Raw genomic sequence first — 18,663 nt, forward strand, 5'->3', positions numbered from 1 at the left:
TATGAAATTATTTCTAACATTATTATTCCTCGGCTTTTTCTCCCTGAGTTTTTCTCAAAGCATAAAGAAAGATTTTGAGAATTCAGATTTTGATGAATTGATCAAAAACAAGATTAATGATGATCAGTTAACTGCGGAAGAACTTTACTACGTAGGCTATGCTTTTTTTCGAAAAGAAGATGATAAAACTGCCCTCGAATTTTATGAGAGATCTTTAAACAAAGGATTCGATAATCCTATTATCTATTTTCAAAAAGGTCATTCAGAAATATATTTGAGTAAGTTTGAGGACGCAGTAAAAAGCTATGATATTGCAATTTCTAACTTACCAAAAGCAGAATTTTACATTGAAAAAGGAAGAGCGTACAAATTGTAGAATAAGCAATCAGAAGAAATTAAAACTTATCTGGAAGGATTAGAGAGTTCTCCGAAAGATAAATTTTACATCGAATTAGTAAAGGTTGCCGGAAATTTCTATTATGCTGAGACAAAAGATTTTGACAAAGCTGTGGAAATTTACGAAAGTGGATTAGCAAATTTTCCGACTGAATATAGTTTTTATGAAAAAATAATAAAAGCCTTAAATGCCCAGAACAAATTCACAGAAGCCAATTTATATTTTGACAAAATGAGAGGCTTTTACCGGCAGAATCTTTTGACGGAGGATACGATGAATTTCAAAAATATTGCAGTGGATGAATTCCAATGGAACGGTCAATGGATAAATGTTTTCAAATATTTTGAAGTTCCGAAAGAAACTTTGGAATCTCTTTACACGGTTTACCTTATTGACAAATCTGGAGAAAAAATTGAAAGAAAAATTAATATTGAAAAAACCATTCAAATTAAAAAGGCTGACCCGAAATACGTTATTTGTGAAGAAATAACCAATGGACACAGCACATTTTCGAAAGGATATACAGATGAAAGTTTCAGCCTTAGAGACTTACGAGAATCAATTATAGAAATTTTAAAAAAAAATCAAAAGCCGGCGGCTTCCATAAAACTAAAAAAATGACATCAAAAATAACTTACATTACAGATCTCCGTTGCGAATCAGAACATTTACAATCTGGAACCATCGTCATCACAGATGCGCCTACAGATAATCACGGAAAAGGCGATGCGTTTTCGCCCACTGATTTATGTGCGACTTCTCTTGCGCAATGCATGTTGACCACTATTGCGATTTTAGGTAAAGAAAAAGGAATTGTAATCGATGGGAGTTACGCGAAAGTTCAAAAAAATATGAATCCAAAACCACGTAAAATAGCAGGAATTTTGTGCGATATTTATTTTAGTGGGGATTTTTCTGACGAACAGAAAGAATTCATCCAAGAAACAGCGTATAATTGTCCTGTAGCTTTAAGTCTTCATCCAGATTTGAAAAAGACGGTGAGTTTTAATTACAATTAATCTAAAACATTCCCAGTTCAAAACGAGCTTCCTCACTCATCATATCTTTATTCCAAGAAGGTTCAAAAGTCAATTCTAAATCAACTTCCTTCACTCCTTCTGTTTCCGCTACTTTCTCCCGAACTTCTGCAGGTAAACTTTCTGCAACCGGACAATTGGGAGTAGTTAAAGTCATAATCACTTTTACGGCACCTTCCTCAGAAATCTGCACATCGTAAATTAATCCTAGTTCATAAATATCAACTGGAATCTCTGGATCGTAAACAGTTTTTAAGGATTTGATAATATCTTCGCCAATGGTGGCTATTTGTTCGTCTGTATAATTCATATTAAAAAAGGCGGGAATCATCTTTCGCAAAATATTGAAATCTTAAAATCTTAAAAATTGCTGCAATCTCCCATTATTAGTCACATTTCTCGAGCAAATCCTCCTGACGCATGCGTCGGAAAACGTTGGCCAAAGTTAAGACATCTTTTTCACAATATGTAACTATTCTAAATAAGTCTTTTTCTATGTAGTAGATTGATGCCACCATTGACCCATCAATATCGTCTTTTGGGGTGGGAATCCCAAAGACATGCGCGAGTAATTCCAAAGACACAAATGATTTGTAATCTCCAAATTTCCATAATTCTAGCGTATCTAAATGAGGAATTTCCCAAGGTTTTTTCCCGAACATTTGAAAAGGCAAAGGCGGTTGCATTCCATTGATTAAAAATCGCCGAGCAATCCAGGGAAAATCAAATTCTTTCCCATTGTGGGCGCATAAGATCACGTCTCGCAATTTCGGACGGTTAAAAATATCTCCGAATTCTCGCAAAAGAATTTTTTCATCATCTCCGTAAAAACTTTTGATTTTAAGCTTTTCATTCTTTTCTAAAATTCCTACAGAAATGCAGATTATTTTACCGAATTCTGCCATAATTCCCCCGCGTTCTTTGTAGAATTCTTCAGCCGAAAAATCATCTTTGCGTTGCATTTTTGTTTTTTTGTCCCAAAGTTTCTGGCTCGTGTCATCCACATCTGTCCAATTTCCAAATTCTGGAACAGTTTCAATATCAAGAAATAAAACTTTTTCGATAGGTACGTGCTGGATCATAAAGTAGGTTTTTAATGGTTGTGATTTTTAAGGCTGAAGAATATTTACCCCAAACGAGAGCCGTTTTTTATTTTCATCGTGGGAGTAATCAAGGTCACTTTTTTCTCCTCGTCAAAAAGTCCCAAAACAAGGCATTCACTCATAAAATTCGCAATCTGCTTTTTTGGAAAATTAACCACCGCTAGAATTTGTTTTCCTACCAAATCATCTATTTTATATAAATCCGTAATCTGTGCAGAGGATTTTTTAAGGCCCAAATCTCCGAAATCAATGGTCAGTAGATAAGCCGGCCTTTTAGCCTTTGGGAAATCTGAAACTGAAATAACAGTACCACTTCTGATATCAATTTTTTCAAAATCTGTCCAGGAAATTTCGGGTGAAATCATAATTTTTTAATTTTTTACTGATACTACGTAATCGTAAACAATTTGATGTTGCGCGTCATCTAATTTTGCTTTTGGAGCCATCGAGTTCATAATTCCAACCCACTGTATCGAGGTGTGATCCATTGGATTCGGTAAATCATGGCATTTTCCGCAAGAATTTTCGAAGATCGTTTTACCCTGCGCCAGATATTCCGCGGTGAAAGTTTTTGTGCCCGCAATTGCAGCAGGTTTTTGGGTGCAAGCGGTGATCAAAAATAAACCAATACTCATGGTCATTATATTTGAGATGTTTTTGTTCTTCATATAATTCTTTCTTTCATCCAAAAATAAGGAATTCTCTTTTAAAAAAAGTAGGGACTTAATTAAGCGTAAAATCTAAAAAGAAGAACTAAAAGAATTTTGTATTTTTGAATACATGAAAAATCTCTCTACCACACAATTATTTGAAGGTATCCGCGCAGCAGATAAAAGAATTCTGGGAAAAGCGATTACTTTGGTAGAGAGCAAACTACCAGAACATCGGGAACAGGCGGATGAACTTCTTCAGCAAATCTTGCCGTTTACGGGGAAATCAATTCGGATTGGAATTACTGGGGTTCCTGGCGCCGGAAAATCTACTTTCATTGAAAATTTTGGGAAGTTAGCTTTAAGCCGTGGAAAAAAAGTAGCAGTTTTGGCCATCGATCCAAGTTCGTCTTTGAATAAAGGTTCTATTTTGGGAGATAAAACACGTATGGAAGAACTGTCAAGGGAAGATCATGCCTTCATTCGACCTTCGCCTACGTCTGGATTTTTAGGCGGTGTGGCAAATGCCACCTTTGAATCCATGCTAATTTGTGAAGCCGCAGGTTTTGATTATATTTTGATAGAAACAGTGGGAGTGGGGCAAAGTGAAGTTTTAGTTTCTGATATTACAGATGTTTTTCTATTTCTGAAAATAGTAGGCGGCGGTGATGAACTTCAAGGGATAAAACGAGGAATTATGGAAATGGTAGATCTAATTTTCATTAATAAAGTAGAAGATGATAACCTGATCAAAGCTAAAAACACCAAAGTTGAACTGTTACGAGCCTTGCATTTTTTACCTTCTAAAGAAATGAATTGGACCGTTCCAGTGCTATTGGGTTCAGCTCTGCAAAACAAAGGTGTAGAAGAAGTTTTTGACAAAGTGAACGATTTCATTGATGTTAAAATAAAAAACGAAACTTTCGAAAACGGTCGGAAAAAACAAGCAGAAAAACGTTTTCATTACTGGGTCCAAGAATATATTTTGCAAAAAGCTCGAGAAGAGAATAAGACTGCGGAATTCTACGAGGTGCATAAAAAAAATGCTTCTGACCTGAAATCAAATCCCAGTACAGAAGCAAAATTATTTGTAGAAAAGTTGCTTAAAATTTAATCTACTTTTTTATAACAGCATTCTCCATAATGTATCCATCATAGGAAATGGGCTGTCTGTCATTTCCATCAATATTCAAATACGCCTTACCATTTTTAAAAACTTCTAAAATAATGGCTCTCACATTTTGCAAATCTTTTGGAGTAATGGTATAAATCACACTCCCTTTTTTACCCATCGTTTCATTGATGTTAAAATCTTTTGAAGTGAAGCGGTAAGAGTTTTTTTCATTATCGAAGGTGGGAGAAAACATTCTTCCGAAATAGGGGAGAACTGCTACAACCTCATTCTTCTTCAAAGTTAAGGTATACCCATAATCAAGATTGAGAATTTGAGAGGAACCTCCGCCAGGAAGTGAACTGAGAACATTAATGACATCAAAATTAGTAGGATTGGCTCGTTCTGCCAAAAAAGTAAATTCGCCACTTTGTAACAATGAAGTTACTTTTTGATTGGGTAGTACATTTTGGGAGGTGCAAGAGTTAATGATAATCATCATTAAACTTATCGCTATTATTTTAAATAAATTTTTCATTGGATTTTTCTGGAAAGTATGCAAATATAGTGCAACAAAAAATGTCTTCGTTTGAAATGAAATTTTGAAAGGAACTATTTCTCTTTTAATTGTAGTGCATTTTCCTTCAAATGCCCTTCATAAGAAATGGGTTGTCGGTCACCAGATGCAATCGAAAGGTTTGATTTTCCATTGGCAAAAAACTTTCAGGTACATTTTTTTTGATATCTGTTTGATCATCGAGTGCGACTTCATAGACAGAAGTGCCTTTTTTCTGTGTTACATTTTCAAGGTCAAAATCTGTGGAGGTTAATTGAATATAATGAGGCTCTTGACCTGCTTTCTTAGAAATCCCTGTACCGTAATAAGGTAAAATGATTGCAATTTCTTCTTTTTTGATTGCAACCGTATATCCATCATCTAAGTTTGAAATTTTATTTCCATACATATATTGATTAGACATCGCGGAAAATATTTTCTCAGTATCAAAGGGATTTGATTTTTCAGCTATAAAAGTAAATTCTCTACTTTTTAAAAATGACGATTCATTTTAATTAGATACACTATTTTGTGCGATACATGCACTCATGATCAACAGTATTGTAATCGCAGAAATAGGGGAGATCTGTATTTCATAAGATTTATATTCGTTTAAAGTAAATACAGTTAAAATTTTTAGTTAAAAATTTTGTGGAATAAAAATTGATTACACCCAATTATCTTAATATCAATACTATGAAAAAATTACATAAACTTATTGGAATAGGCGCTCTGGCTTTAACGCTTACTGCTTGTACAACGAACCCGATTACAGGCAGATCTTCTTTGCAACTTGCAAATAATCAAGAAATAGCTGCGATGGCTCTGCAACAGTATAAGGAAACTTTATCTAAGGCAAAAGTTTTAAAAGGAACCACTGCAGCAAAAAGTGTTCAAAATGTAGGCTTAAGAATTAAAAACGCAGCCAACAATTATTACCGCTCAATAGGCAGAGAAGCTGATGTAGCAAGCTATCAATGGGAATTTAATCTAATTGAAGACAAATCAATAAACGCTTGGGCCATGCCGGGCGGAAAAGTAGCAGTTTACACGGGGATTTTACCGATTACCAGAACCGATACAGGTTTAGCAGTAGTGATGGGTCACGAGATTTCTCACGCACTTGCAGGACACGGAAATGAAAGAATTTCTCAAGCAATGGCAGCGCAATATGGTGGAGCAATTTTAGGTGGAGCAATCTCAAATGGGCAAATGGCTTCAATTTTTCAACAAGTCTATCCAATTGGTGCTCAAGTTGCACTTATGAAATATGGCAGAAGTCAAGAGCTAGAAGCTGATGAAATGGGACTTTATTTAATGGCAATGGCGGGATATGATCCAAGACAAGCTACTCCGTTTTGGGAAAGAATGGAAGCTGCGTCGAACGGACAAAGACCTCCAGAATTTTTATCTACTCACCCTAATCCTGAAAACAGACGCGCAGATTTAGATAAGAATATGCCGAAAGCTTTGGAATATTATAAAAAATCAGGCGGAAAACTGTAAATAATAGATTTATAAAATATAACCTTCCTAAAATTTGATTAAATTTGGGAAGGTTTTTTAATTTAAGACACTATGAAAAATTTAACATTTATCGGTTTTCTCCTTCTAGGACTTGCATTTTTACTCTACTATATGATGCCAGAGTTTTCTATGGTAAAACTTTTTGAACCCCTTAATTTAATGGGAATTTTAGCTGGAATTGGCATCGGTTTAATCATTGGTGGAATTGTAGGTTATGCGAGCAAAGGTTCCGCATTACGCGCAGAAGAAAAGAAAAAAGAGCTGAAACAATTGCGTAGAGAAAAAGAAGATCTAGAAAAACAAGCTGCAGAATTGGCACGTCAACAAACTGTAACATATGTTTCTGAGGAGGATAAGAATACACCGACTAACTACTAATCAAGTCAAACATTTAATTGGACATAAGTAGGATCCAAAATAGAAAAAGGTTACCAAATTGGTAACCTTTTTTTTGTTCATCGTTGAAGATTAATTTCGAGGAAATATGATCTAATTAGAATTCATATCCTACACCCACCATAAATAAGCTTGGTCTTGCATCATATCGAATTGTTTCATTCGTAGTATTGCTGATAAAATCTCTTTGATCATCACTAAATGCACCTTCATATTTTGCATTTAGTATGATTTTCTGAAACTGCGCTTGGGCACCAAACTGATATCCTACAGTAAATTCATTTTTTGCATTTTCCGTGAAATCATCAAACTGATTGTCCGTAGATAGATTGTAAGAAGCTACCGGTCCGATAAAAACACCCAAATTGTCTCCTAAAAGTTTGTATCCCAAAAGAACTGGAACATCTACTCGGTTGCTTTTCGCTTCTATGGTCGTTCCTGTTCCTGGAACATCGAAGTCAGTTTTAAAAGTAGTATAATAGATCTCTGGCATCAGGAAAAATGCTGCTGGCAAATTTACTTTTGCAGAAAGTCCTACATTAAAACCCACATTATTCTTACCCGATTCATTGTATGCACTTACCGCACTATTTTTAATATTTTGCCAAGATGGCGAATCGGTTTTGAAGAGTAAATTGGCCTTTCCCGCTAATTTAATCTGGGCAGATCCCATTACACTTGCAGCAACTAATATGATGCTAAATACTTTATTCATTTTTTTGAGGTTTTGTTATTACGTTGTCTATTGAAGTTTTATTAGTCTCTAAGAAATAGTCTCTCAATTCCTTAAATAACTCTGACGAATAAACGAAATCAATGAGGTTTTTATTGCCTGCATTAATCAAGATGTCTTTGTCACCTTCCCACTCTTTTATTCCCAAGCGCAGATACACAATTTTTTGACCAATGGTCATTACAGAGTTCATATCATGCGAATTAATAATGGTGGTGGTATTATATTCTTGAGTAATTTCCAACAATAAATCATCAATAATGTTTGAGGTATATGGATCCAAACCAGAATTGGGTTCATCACAAAACAAATATTTTGGGTTGTTCACAATCGCTCTTGCAATGGCAACTCTCTTTTGCATACCACCCGATATTTCTGAGGGAAATTTTCTGTTGGCTTTCTCCAAGTGCACCCGTCCGATGACATCAAAAACGCGTCTTTTCTTTTCTCGAAAAGTAAGGTTGGTAAACATGTCGAGGGGGAAAGTAATATTCTCTTCTACCGTCATAGAATCAAATAAGGCGCTCCCCTGAAATACCGTTCCGATTTCAGATCTCAATATTTGTTTTTCTTCTCTGGACATTTGGTTAATATCGCGTCCATCGAAAAGAATTTCCCCCGAGGTAGGTTGATACACATTCAAGAGACTTTTAAGAAATACCGTCTTACCAGAACCACTTTGACCAATAATAAGGTTTACTTTACCCGTTTCAAACGTGGTAGAAATTCCTTTCAGAACTTCCACTTCACCGAAGCTCTTTTTTAAATCTTTTACATCTATCATTAGCTTAGGAACATTTGAGTTAATATTAAGTTCATGATGATTATAGAAACAATGGTCCAAACCACAGCTTGCGTACTTGCACGCCCAACTTCCAGTGAACCACCTTTAACATTGTAGCCAAAATAAGCTGGAATGGTCGCAATTAAGAAGGCAAAAGCAGCAGTTTTGAAAAAGGCATACCAAATAAAATGCGAAGGCATATACATTTGAATTCCAGTGATATAATCAGCTTTGCTCCAACTTCCAGTTGCAGATCCTGCCATATAGCCACCCCAAATACCAAAGACAATACTAATTGCAATGAGTAAGGGGTTAAAAATTACACTGGCCAAAATTTTCGGAAGAATTAAAAAATTTGGAGAATTAACACCCATAATATCCAAAGCGTCAATTTGCTCAGTTACCCGCATGGTTCCAATACTGGAGGCAATATATGATCCAACTTTACCTGCTAAAATTACAGAAATAATGGTGGGAGCAAATTCCAGAATCAGTACAACCTTGGTGGCATAACCGATAAAAGAATTGGGGATGGGGAAACTTGATGCACTGAAGTTATTAAACATTTGAATCGCCACTACCGCTCCTACAAAAGTAGAGGTGAAAAGCACCAACCCAAATGAGTTTACTCCTAAATCGTAAACTTCTCTCGTGAAAAGTTTTAGAAAAATCGAAAATTTTTGGGGCCTTCTTAGCGTTTTACCTAAGAGGAGAAAGTAGGCTCCAATTTCGCTTAACAATCTTTTTAACATTCAGCTAAATTAGTCTTTTTATTATTTTTACAATTTTTTAGTTGGCGTTTTTATCTCCACCAATGACTAAAAAAATGGTCTTTATAATGATGATAGAATCCAGACTTACACTCCAGTTTTTTACGTAAAATGCATCTGCCAAGATTCGCTTTTGCATTTTAATCTCCATGTTGCCAATATCGCCACGTAAACCGTTTACTTGCGCAAGTCCTGTAATGCCAGGTTTAACCAAACTTCGTACCGAATACCGTCCAATTTTTAATTTATAAAAATCATCAACTAAAAGCATGTGCGGTCTCGGACCGACGATGGACATATCTCCGATAAAAACATTTAAGAATTGGGGCATTTCGTCTAAACTTGTTTTGCGTAAAAACTTACCAATTTTGGTGATTCTTTTATCATTTTCACTGGTTGTATTCTTAGTACATTGGTCATTCACCAACATGGTCCGGAATTTAAAACAGTTAAAGACTTCATCATGAAAGCCATATCTTTTCTGCAGAAAAAAAACGGGTCCTTTACCATCAAGTTTAATGAGTAAAGCGATAATCGGAAAAAGCCAGGAGCAGACAAATACCAATATAATGGAAGAAAAAAGGATATCAAAAGTTCTTTTAATTAAAATATTGGTGAAATAATCCAAAGGAAATTTGGACCGAAGCAAAACGGGTTGCATTTCAATATAACCCAAGTCAAACTGAAAGAAGTTATTTTTTATAATACTCGGAATCAGGGAAACGCGGACTTTATGAAGTTCTGCCAAACGGTAAATTTCTTGCTCCTCATCCTTTAAAAATTTATTGGTGGCTAAGTACATGGTGTGGATTTGCTTCTCTTTCCAAAATCGGATTAGATTTTCAAAATTAAATTGCTCATCCTCCGCGTATTCATGAATTTTAAAACCGTAATCCTTTCTTTCTGTTAAAATATTTTGTAAAATTTCTGTGGAGGAGTCACCTTTTAAAAACATAATGTTTCTATAGTTCAGTCCCATCGTCCGCAAATACTTCAAAGAGATAAAGACAATGGTTTTTATAATGAAAAGGAGAAAAAATAATCCGGTCGCAATGAGAAAACGATCTTGTTTCAGAAATTCATTGTTGCTGATTTTTGCCAAAAGTACCACGCCGAAAATAAAAATAAAGATGTGCGTAATAAGGCGTTCCAGATAAATAGTATAGGTTAAATTCCTCGCAATAGAGTATAATTTAGTTCTTCCACTTAAAAGAATCCAAAAGAAGACCAAGAGGGAAAGCAAAATAAGATTTTCTTCAAAAACATTTTTCTCAAAATTGAAATCAATATTTCGCATGAAAAAAAACAGGAAAACCCCGATGATTACCAGAACATCCAGGATAATAAATAGCGCTTTGAAATATCTAGAAAATCGAAGTTTCTGCATACTGCCAAATTATAAGAAAAGTAAATTTAAAATAATTTAGGGAATATTCAAGTATTTATGAGTCTGCACAGAGGCTTGCCATTTTGGGTTGGCCAATATAAAATCTGTAATTTTTGGATAGATTTCATCGCGCTTACTCCATTCACTTTGAAGATACAATTTGCAGTTCCCAGAAACTTTTGCGGCCTGCTCTTCTGCGAATTTAAAATCACTGTTGTTAAAAACAATCATTTTCAGTTCGCTGGCTTTGGCATAAATCGCTTCTTTTGGCAAACCCGTTTTTTTCGGAGATAGGGTGATCCAGTCTAGGTTTCCGCTCATTTCATAGGCGCCAGAAGTTTCAATATGGATCTCGCACCCGAGTTCTTTTAATCTGCCTGTAAGAATTTCTAAGTTCCACATCAAAGGTTCACCACCCGTTAAAACGATGGTTTTACAATGTTTTGCGGCCGTTTCTGCTATTTGCAAAGCATCCATTAAAGGATGAAGATTGGGATCCCAACTTTCCTTCACATCACACCAGTGGCAACCTACGTCGCAACCGCCTAACCGGATAAAGTATGCCGCCTTTCCCGTATGTGCACCTTCTCCTTGTAACGTATAAAAATGCTCCATCACGGGGAGCATTTTTCCTAGTTTCATTAAAATATTTTCTTCTTCTTTAATCATTATATACGGAAGTTTTATACGCTAAAAGTGTATTTTTCATTAACATTGCTCTGGTCATTGGTCCTACACCGCCCGGAACAGGAGTAATCCAACCGGCTTTTTCTTTACAACTTTCAAAATCGACATCACCGATTAAACGGTATCCTTTTTCAGAATCATCTTCTACCCTTGTAATTCCCACATCAATGATAATCGCACCTTCTTTAATCATGTCCGCTTTTAGAAAATTTGGATCTCCTAAAGCTGTAATAATGATGTCAGCTTTTTTTGTAAAATCCTCTATATGTGGAGTATAGGAGTGGGTTAATGTTACCGTAGAATTTCCGGGGAAATCTTTTCTGCCCATTAAAATGCTCATCGGTTTTCCTACGATTCTACTTCTACCAATCACCACGCAGTGTTTTCCTTTGGTGTCAATGTGATATCTCTCTAACAGTGTTATAATTCCGAAAGGCGTTGCCGGCAAGAAAGTGGCCATTTCCAAAGCCATTTTTCCAAAATTTTCTGGATGAAATCCATCCACATCTTTTCTTGGATCAATTGCCATGATGATTTTCTCTTGGTCAATTTGCTTTGGTAAAGGGAGTTGTACAATAAATCCATCAACGTCTTTGGATTTATTTAATTCGTCAATGGTCTCTAAAAGTTCCGCTTCAGAAACAGTACTTGGGAAATCAATCATTGTTGATTTAAAGCCAACTTCTTCGCAATCTTTAATTTTATTTTTCACATAAGTCATGCTCGCGCCGTTTTTTCCGACGAGAATCGCTACTAAATGCGGTGGTCTATGTTTTCCGGCTACAATTTTTTCTACTTCTACGCCAATTTCTTTTTTTATCTCCTTGGAAACCTTTAATCCATCAAGAATTTTTGCCATTTCTATTTACTTTAAATTGATTTAAATTTTATTGATGCTTTTTGTAATAATTCATCAAACCATTTGTCGAAGAATCGTGGGATTGGATTTGCTCATCTTCTGTTAATTCTGCCAATATCTTTCCGGCTAAGACTTTTCCGAGTTCTACACCGTACTGATCGAAACTGAAAATGTTCCAAATAGCACCTTGAACAAAAATTTTATGCTCGTATAATGCGATTAATTGTCCTAAGGAAAAAGGAGTTAACTCTTTGTAAAACAAAGAGTTAGTCGGAGTATTTCCGTGAAAAACCTTGTAATTTAATAGTCCCTTCGTCTCTTCTTCCGATTTTCCGGCAGCCAATAATTCTTCTTTTACTTCTACCTCATTCTTCCCAAAAGCTAGAGCTTCAGTTTGAGCAAAAAAGTTGGCGAGCAACTTATCTTGGTGATCAGAAACATCATTGCACGATTGAGCGTAGGCAATAAAATCTGCTGGAATTAATTCCGTTCCTTGATGAATTAATTGATAAAAGGCGTGTTGACCATTAGTTCCAGGTTCTCCCCAAATAATTGGCCCCGTTTCATATTCTACAAAATTTCCATTTCTGTCTACACATTTTCCGTTGCTTTCCATATCACCTTGTTGAAGATAGGCAGCGAAACGATCTAAATATTGGGAGTAAGGCAATACGGCATAAGAACCCGCATCAAAAAAATTACGATACCAAATCCCTAAAAGTCCCATCAGAACAGGAACGTTTTCTGTAAAGTCTGCAGTTTGAAAATGGATATCAGTTTCATGAGCTCCTTTTAATAATTCTTCAAAGTTTTCATAACCCACCGTAAGAACGATGCTTAAACCGATGGCACTCCAAAGGGAATATCGGCCACCGACCCAATCCCAAAACTCGAAAATATTTTCCTCTGCAATTCCGAATTTTTTCACGGAATCTGTATTGGTAGAGAGTGCTACAAAATGTTTTGCAACATCATCTGCTTTTCCACTTTTCAAAAACCAGTCTTTTGCAGAGGCTGCATTGGTCATGGTTTCTTGCGTGGTAAATGTCTTAGACGCAATGATAAATAAAGTTGTTTCTGGATTTAGTTTTTTTAAAACTTCTGCAATATGATTACCGTCTACATTAGAAACGAAATGCACATTTAGTCTTGTTTTAAAGTGTTTCAACGCAGAACAAACCATCACCGGACCTAAATCTGAACCTCCAATTCCGATATTGACAACATCTGTAATTTCTTTGCCTGAAAATCCTTTGTGTTCCCCAGAAATAATTTTCTCCGAAAATGTTTTCATTTGATTTAAAACCTTCTTGATGCCGGGTTTTATATTTTTACCGTCCACCAGAATTTCTTTGTCTGTAAAATCTCTTAACGCAGTATGTAAAACCGCTCTACCTTCAGTTTCATTAATTTTCTCTCCAGAAAACATGGCATCGATGGCTGATTTTAAATCACATTCTGTTGCTAAGTTTTGTAATAACTGAAAAGTTCTTTGATCAATTAAATTTTTGGAATAATCGAAAAGGTAGTTTTCTCGCTGTACAGAAAATTGGTTAAAACGCTCTGCATTATATTGAAAAAGCGTGCGAAGTTCGAAATCGTTTTGGGCAAAATGATCTTGAAGCTCTTTCCAGGCTGTAGTTTGGGTAGGATTTATTTTAGGTAACATGTGCGGAATTTTAGTTTTTTAATCTTAAAATCTTACAATTTTAAAATCGGGGCAAATTTACGGAAAAATAAAACCTCTGAGAAATTACAGAGGTTTAGTTTAGAAGAGATTTACGGAGTTTTATTGATTAACAGATTGTGTGTTCTTCATTTATACACTTACGTTAATGCTTACTCATATTTAATGCTTACTTCAAGTCAATACTCGTAGCCTTCTCAGTAATTTTTCTTTTTTTGAAAAAATATAAAACGATAGCTGCCAAGAGAGCCATTGGCCAAATCGAAAGCAATCCTATGATCAATTTTTGGATTAAATAAAATCCTTGAATCAAAGAATTTTTCACCTCATAGAAGAAATTTGTCCCGTATTTCTGATCGATGTTACTTGTGTTGATCACCCCAATTTCTGCTATTCTCATTTGTGGTTCATTGATCAATAGTTCAACCGTGCTGTATTTTATCTGATCTGAAATTTGAAAAGCAGCGTTCTTCTGATAATTTCCTTCCGATTCATTTTCATTAGCTAGGATCACTTTCACTTTATTGTTTGCAATTTTTTCAATGTTTCCAGCGATTTTTGCATTTCTCTTCGCTTCTAATTCGGCGAGTTTAATATTTGCAGTAACGTCTTCTGCCAAAATATTTCTGGAGTTTAAAAAAAGTTTTAGATTATTAATTTGGGTTAGAAAATCTCCTAACTTTTCGGTGGGAATCCTAACTTGCATCGTGTTTTGGGTTTGAAATTTCCGCACAAGAATCGCATCATTATCTGAGGTGTTATACGTGTTTTCGGAAATAATATTGGAGTTTAACCGGCTGGAAGTCACAAAGCCGCCTAGATTTTTCAAAGTGTTTTCTATCGCAATAGTCGATTCATAAACATCTTTCACTTCCATACTAACTTCTGCAGTTTTGATAAATTGCTTTTCTTTCACTTGTAAAGTTGCAACGGTAGAAACGCTATCCATCATCACAGAAGATTCAGAACTTAGGTCCGCAGATCTATAGGCGGTTTCGGAATTTTCATTTTTATTACATGCAGAAACAGAAAAGAATAGCGTAGAAACTAGTAAGGATTTTACAATAGGATTTTTCATAACTGATAAGTTTTGGGAGTTTGTTCCCTCAAATGTCAGTAGGAATCCTTTGTAAAGTTTGTAAATTGACTTTAAAGTTTTTGTAAACGCAATTGTTATTTTAAACCTTTGATAAATAAGGTTTTGTAAATAAAATATTCTCAAAAAATTTGAAAGTATTTTATTAATATCAATATTTTTGAGGGTAATTTGCTACTCTTTTTCCTCTAAAGTTATCTTTTTAGTGATTTTGTACTTTCTTCGGCGTCTGTTTAATTTGCTTTCTTCGCCCAAAACTTTTCCCCAAGGCTCCATCCCTTCCACTCTTTCAAATATAATTTTTAAGATTGCCAATAAAGGAATGCTCAGGAACATGCCAGAAATTCCCCACAATTGCTCTCCAATCAATAGTCCGATGAACGTAAAAAGCGCGTTGATCTTTACTTTGGAACCAACCACCAAAGGCAAAATGATATTTCCGTCTACAGCATGAATGGCAAAATATCCCAAACCAACCAATAAAGTGTGATTTCCGCCGGTAGCGAATGAAATTAAGCACGCTAAAAGTGCGGAGAAGATAATTCCCACGTAAGGAATGACATTGAGCAAGCCGGTTAAGACTGCTAATAATATTGCATATTTTACCCCTAAAATCGTCAATAAAATTGCTGTTAAAATACTAACAATGATAATTTGTATGACCAATCCAGAAATATATTCTTTGATAATCTTTTGGATTTCTGCAATTCCTTCATTTACTTTTTCGAAATGATTTTCTTTGAAAACGGAAATGATAAAACGGTATAAAACTCTGCGATAATTTAAAATGAAGATGAAAAATAGAGCGCTAAATAAGAAAAACGCCATCGCCGAAGAAAACATAGATACCGTAAATCCTAAAATCAGAGCGGTTGATGCTAAAAGTTTTTCTAAACCTTGATTGATGTAGGTCATCTGACGATTGATCTTCAGGTTAAAAGTTTTAGAAACCCAAATTTGCAGTTCATTAAAAGACTTAAAAACCTGTTCCTTTAACACCGGAAAATCATTTACAAAATCACTCATTTGAGTAGAAAAGAAATAAATGAGTCCATATAGAAAAATGAGCATGACCAAAAGCGAAGAAAAAGTGGAGAAAACTCGGGAGAATCGAAGCTTTTTTTCTAAAAAATTAGTGAAGGGCAAAAATAAAAGTGCCATTAAAACGGCAAAGAAAAGCGGGGCTAAAATTCCCTGTCCAATCATGGCCAAATAGCCCACGGAAAGGATGCTGATTAGAATTAAAGGCAATCTTAAAACAAAGGGTAATTTTATTTCTCTCATGCTGCAAAGTAAAGCAAAAAAGGAACTCGTAAAAAAGGCGTTTCAAAAAAATTGAAACGCCTTTTTATATTTATTTAATCCAAAGCCAATTCGATGACTTCGCTCATCCTCTTAACATAATGAATATTGAGATTTTTCAGATAATCTTTTTTGATTTCTTCTACATCTTTCCGGTTTGCATCACATAAAATAATATCCTTGATTCCAGCTCTCGTGGCGGCGAGGAGTTTCTCTTTGATTCCACCCACAGGCAAAACTTTTCCACGCAAGGTGATTTCTCCTGTCATGGCGAGATGCTCTTTCACTTTTCTATTATGAAAACTAGAAACAATGGAAGTCAACATGGCAATTCCGGCTGAAGGCCCGTCTTTAGGAGTGGCACCTTCGGGAACGTGAACATGAATATTTTTGGTTTTAATGTCTTTCGAAGAAATTCCAAGCTCTTCATGTTTGGCTTTAATATATTCCAAAGCAATCGTAGCAGATTCTTTCATCACATTACCGAGATTTCCCGTCATGGTCAAAATTCCTTTTCCTTCGCTTAAAATACTTTCTATAAAGAGAATATCACCGCCAACTTGCGTCCACGCTAAACCTGTAACCACTCCGGGAACTCCTGTAATTTCGGAAAGACTTTTTGGTCTTGGAACGCCTAAAATTTCATCAATTTTGGCGATGGAAATTTTTGGCTCATATTCTTTTTCCATGGCTGTTTGTAGCGCAACCCATCTTGCCACGGCCGCAATTCTTTTTTCCAAAGCACGAACTCCACTTTCTGAAGTATGTGCATCTACAATATGTTTCAGTTCGGGATGACCGAGTTTAAAAGATTTCGCCTCTAAACCATTCTCGTCCATTTGTTTTTTGATGAGGTGTCTCTTGGCAATTTCTACTTTTTCTTCTAAAGTGTATCCAGCAATTTCGATGATTTCCATTCTGTCTAAAAGCGGTCTTTGTATGGTAGAAAGAGAATTTGCGGTAGCGATGAACATTACTTTGGATAAATCATAACCCAGCTCCAGAAAATTATCGTAGAAGGAATTATTCTGCTCCGGATCCAAAACTTCTAATAAAGCTGAACTTGGATCGCCATGAATTCCCGTGGCAATTTTATCAATTTCGTCTAAAACAATAACAGGATTGGATGTTCCGGCTTTTTTGATAGACTGTAAAATTCGTCCAGCCATCGCACCGATGTATGTTTTTCGGTGTCCACGAATTTCGGATTCATCATGCAATCCTCCTAAAGAAATTCTAATATACTCACGATGCAAAGCATCTGCAACGGATTTTCCTAAAGAAGTTTTTCCAACTCCAGGGGGGCCAACCAAACATAAAATTGGAGATTTCATGTTGTTTTTCAATTTTAAAACCGCCATGTGTTCCAAAATTCTTTTCTTAATATCTTCTAACCCAAAATGGGCTTTGTCTAAAACTTTTTCTGCTTTACTAATATCAAAAACATCCTTGGAATATTTATCCCACGGCAAATCTGTGAAGAAATCAAGATAATTACGTTGCACATTGTAGTCGGGGGAATTGGGATTTTGTCTTTGCAACCGTCCAACTTCTTTCTTAAAATGAGCATCTACTTCCTCATTCCATTTCACTTTTGCAGCTTTTAGTAATAATTCTTCTACATCAGATTCTGGTCCGCCTCCCAATTCTTCTTGAATAGTTCTAATTTGCTGATTGAGAAAATACTCTCTTTGACTTTTATCTAATTCCCGATTTGTCTTTTGATGAATTTGATTGCGCAATTCTAATTTTCGGAAATCATCATGCATCAATTCATAGCATCGAAGGGCGCGGTTCATCAAACTTTTTTCTTCTAAAAGTTTTTGCTTGTCGATGGAAGAAAAACTAGCATTAGTACAAATAAAGTTGAGCAAATCTTCATTATCTGTCATATTTTTGATGGCAAAATTAGCGGCATTTGGTATGTTAGGATCCAGGTCGATAATCTTCAAAGCTAAATCCTTGATGTTTTCTAGAAGTGCATTATACTCCTCAACTTTCCTAGTTGGTACGTCTTTTAGCTTGGTTATTTCCGCTTTGAAATAAGGTTTTGCAGAGGTATAGTTTTTAACTTTAAATCTACCAAAGCCTTTCATAATAGCGGTCACATTACCTTCTGGAAGTTTAATGATTTTGATAATTTTTGCTAAAGTTCCAATCTGATATAAATCTTCTTGCGTTGGTTTCTCTATGGAAGAATTCTTTTGACTAACAATTCCTATAAACTCATTGCTTTTCTGCGCTTCTTCCAAAAGTTGGATGGACATTTCTCTTCCGGCGGTAATAGGAATTACGACTTTTGGAAACATCACCATATTTCTTACCGGCAAAATGGGAAAATTGATTTGATCTTTATTATCCTTCGTCTCTATTACACCGGAAATATCTAATTCTTCTGCAACAATACTAAACCCATCATCCATAATTTCATCAAAACTGATGTCCTCAAATTCTTTCATATCTATTTAATGACATATTGTCATTTTAATTGTTTGGGCGTTCTTTATGCACCCTATTTTGTTTACTATTTTCCCTTATTTAAAAGGCCTCTATATTTTGACAAGCACTATGCCAACAAAAA

At 35.3% G+C, this 18,663-nt stretch carries 21 protein-coding genes and 1 pseudogene; 6 read left to right on the forward strand and 16 right to left on the reverse strand.

Annotation, left to right across the window (positions count from 1 at the left end):
* The first annotated feature begins 1 nt into the window (after nucleotide 1).
* The 3 genes from RCH13_RS06105 (at nucleotide 2) to RCH13_RS06115 (ending at nucleotide 1,416) form a co-directional block, all read left to right on the forward strand.
* A complete protein-coding gene (locus RCH13_RS06105; RefSeq protein WP_326986348.1) occupies nucleotides 2-376 on the forward strand; it encodes a hypothetical protein in 375 nt (124 codons plus the stop codon).
* A 132-nt stretch (nucleotides 377-508) separates the two neighbouring features.
* On the forward strand, nucleotides 509-1,018 hold the full coding sequence (locus RCH13_RS06110) for a hypothetical protein (RefSeq protein WP_326986349.1): 510 nt from the start codon (nucleotides 509-511) through the stop codon (nucleotides 1,016-1,018).
* On the forward strand, nucleotides 1,015-1,416 hold the full coding sequence (locus tag RCH13_RS06115; RefSeq protein WP_326986350.1) for an OsmC family protein: 402 nt from the start codon (nucleotides 1,015-1,017) through the stop codon (nucleotides 1,414-1,416). Before RCH13_RS06110 ends, RCH13_RS06115 begins: the two co-directional genes overlap by 4 nt.
* A 1-nt stretch (nucleotide 1,417) precedes the next feature.
* Here RCH13_RS06115 and RCH13_RS06120 read toward each other — a convergent pair whose 3' ends face one another.
* The 4 genes from RCH13_RS06120 to RCH13_RS06135 form a co-directional block, all read right to left on the reverse strand.
* Nucleotides 1,418-1,744, reverse strand: coding sequence for an SUF system Fe-S cluster assembly protein (locus RCH13_RS06120; RefSeq protein WP_326986351.1), 327 nt, complete (start codon nucleotides 1,742-1,744; stop codon nucleotides 1,418-1,420).
* 76 nt (nucleotides 1,745-1,820) lie between these two features.
* Nucleotides 1,821-2,516, reverse strand: a complete 696-nt coding sequence (locus tag RCH13_RS06125; RefSeq protein ID WP_326986352.1) for a 3'-5' exonuclease — start codon at nucleotides 2,514-2,516, stop codon at nucleotides 1,821-1,823.
* A gap of 44 nt (nucleotides 2,517-2,560) precedes the next feature.
* Entirely contained in the window at nucleotides 2,561-2,902 is a 342-nt protein-coding gene (locus RCH13_RS06130; RefSeq protein ID WP_442784618.1) for a tRNA-binding protein, read from the reverse strand.
* Between the two features lie 6 nt (nucleotides 2,903-2,908).
* Nucleotides 2,909-3,205 carry a c-type cytochrome gene (locus tag RCH13_RS06135; protein WP_326986353.1) on the reverse strand — a complete coding sequence of 99 codons (297 nt, stop codon included), beginning with the start codon at nucleotides 3,203-3,205 and terminating at the stop codon, nucleotides 2,909-2,911.
* A gap of 112 nt (nucleotides 3,206-3,317) precedes the next feature.
* Between RCH13_RS06135 and meaB the strand changes: the two genes are divergently transcribed.
* The gene (meaB, locus tag RCH13_RS06140) at nucleotides 3,318-4,301 is read left to right on the forward strand and encodes a methylmalonyl Co-A mutase-associated GTPase MeaB (protein ID WP_326986354.1); all 984 of its coding nucleotides are present in this window, start codon (nucleotides 3,318-3,320) and stop codon (nucleotides 4,299-4,301) included.
* 1 nt (nucleotide 4,302) lies between these two features.
* Here the strand turns inward: meaB and RCH13_RS06145 are convergent, their stop codons facing one another.
* Nucleotides 4,303-4,836, reverse strand: a complete 534-nt coding sequence (locus RCH13_RS06145) for a DUF4251 domain-containing protein (RefSeq protein WP_326986355.1) — start codon at nucleotides 4,834-4,836, stop codon at nucleotides 4,303-4,305.
* Between the two features lie 106 nt (nucleotides 4,837-4,942).
* Nucleotides 4,943-5,344, reverse strand: a pseudogene (locus tag RCH13_RS06150) (hypothetical protein); the annotation flags it as partial.
* 206 nt (nucleotides 5,345-5,550) lie between these two features.
* On the opposite strand from RCH13_RS06150, the gene RCH13_RS06155 reads away from it, so the two are divergent.
* Nucleotides 5,551-6,360 carry a M48 family metallopeptidase gene (locus RCH13_RS06155; protein WP_326986357.1) on the forward strand — a complete coding sequence of 270 codons (810 nt, stop codon included), beginning with the start codon at nucleotides 5,551-5,553 and terminating at the stop codon, nucleotides 6,358-6,360.
* Nucleotides 6,361-6,432: 72 nt separating this feature from the next.
* Nucleotides 6,433-6,759, forward strand: coding sequence for a hypothetical protein (locus RCH13_RS06160; RefSeq protein WP_326986358.1), 327 nt, complete (start codon nucleotides 6,433-6,435; stop codon nucleotides 6,757-6,759).
* A 115-nt stretch (nucleotides 6,760-6,874) separates the two neighbouring features.
* On the opposite strand, the gene RCH13_RS06165 is transcribed toward RCH13_RS06160, so the two are convergent.
* From RCH13_RS06165 to lon, 10 genes are all read right to left on the reverse strand, one after another.
* Complete coding sequence (locus RCH13_RS06165) at nucleotides 6,875-7,492, reverse strand: outer membrane beta-barrel protein (RefSeq protein ID WP_326986359.1); 618 nt, start codon at nucleotides 7,490-7,492, stop codon at nucleotides 6,875-6,877.
* The gene (locus RCH13_RS06170) at nucleotides 7,485-8,294 is read right to left on the reverse strand and encodes an ABC transporter ATP-binding protein (RefSeq protein ID WP_326986360.1); all 810 of its coding nucleotides are present in this window, start codon (nucleotides 8,292-8,294) and stop codon (nucleotides 7,485-7,487) included. The genes RCH13_RS06165 and RCH13_RS06170 overlap by 8 nt, the downstream gene beginning before the upstream one ends.
* Nucleotides 8,294-9,046, reverse strand: coding sequence for an MlaE family ABC transporter permease (locus tag RCH13_RS06175; RefSeq protein ID WP_326986361.1), 753 nt, complete (start codon nucleotides 9,044-9,046; stop codon nucleotides 8,294-8,296). Before RCH13_RS06175 ends, RCH13_RS06170 begins: the two co-directional genes overlap by 1 nt.
* Before the next feature lie 37 nt (nucleotides 9,047-9,083).
* Entirely contained in the window at nucleotides 9,084-10,451 is a 1,368-nt protein-coding gene (locus RCH13_RS06180; RefSeq protein ID WP_326986362.1) for an exopolysaccharide biosynthesis polyprenyl glycosylphosphotransferase, read from the reverse strand.
* A gap of 36 nt (nucleotides 10,452-10,487) precedes the next feature.
* Entirely contained in the window at nucleotides 10,488-11,120 is a 633-nt protein-coding gene (locus RCH13_RS06185) for a 7-carboxy-7-deazaguanine synthase QueE (RefSeq protein ID WP_326986363.1), read from the reverse strand.
* Complete coding sequence (locus tag RCH13_RS06190) at nucleotides 11,113-11,997, reverse strand: bifunctional 5,10-methylenetetrahydrofolate dehydrogenase/5,10-methenyltetrahydrofolate cyclohydrolase (protein ID WP_326986364.1); 885 nt, start codon at nucleotides 11,995-11,997, stop codon at nucleotides 11,113-11,115. Before RCH13_RS06190 ends, RCH13_RS06185 begins: the two co-directional genes overlap by 8 nt.
* A 28-nt stretch (nucleotides 11,998-12,025) precedes the next feature.
* Nucleotides 12,026-13,666, reverse strand: a complete 1,641-nt coding sequence (gene pgi, locus RCH13_RS06195) for a glucose-6-phosphate isomerase (protein WP_326986365.1) — start codon at nucleotides 13,664-13,666, stop codon at nucleotides 12,026-12,028.
* A gap of 187 nt (nucleotides 13,667-13,853) precedes the next feature.
* On the reverse strand, nucleotides 13,854-14,762 hold the full coding sequence (locus RCH13_RS06200; protein WP_326986366.1) for a DUF4349 domain-containing protein: 909 nt from the start codon (nucleotides 14,760-14,762) through the stop codon (nucleotides 13,854-13,856).
* A 192-nt stretch (nucleotides 14,763-14,954) separates the two neighbouring features.
* Entirely contained in the window at nucleotides 14,955-16,064 is a 1,110-nt protein-coding gene (locus RCH13_RS06205) for an AI-2E family transporter (RefSeq protein ID WP_326986367.1), read from the reverse strand.
* A 74-nt stretch (nucleotides 16,065-16,138) separates the two neighbouring features.
* Nucleotides 16,139-18,541 (reverse strand): endopeptidase La, encoded by a 2,403-nt coding sequence (gene lon / locus RCH13_RS06210; RefSeq protein ID WP_326986368.1) that lies wholly within the window; start codon nucleotides 18,539-18,541, stop codon nucleotides 16,139-16,141.
* Nucleotides 18,542-18,663 lie beyond the last annotated feature (122 nt).

The sequence above is a fragment of the Chryseobacterium sp. MP_3.2 genome, assembly GCF_035984805.1.
Taxonomy (GTDB): Bacteria; Bacteroidota; Bacteroidia; order Flavobacteriales; family Weeksellaceae; genus Kaistella.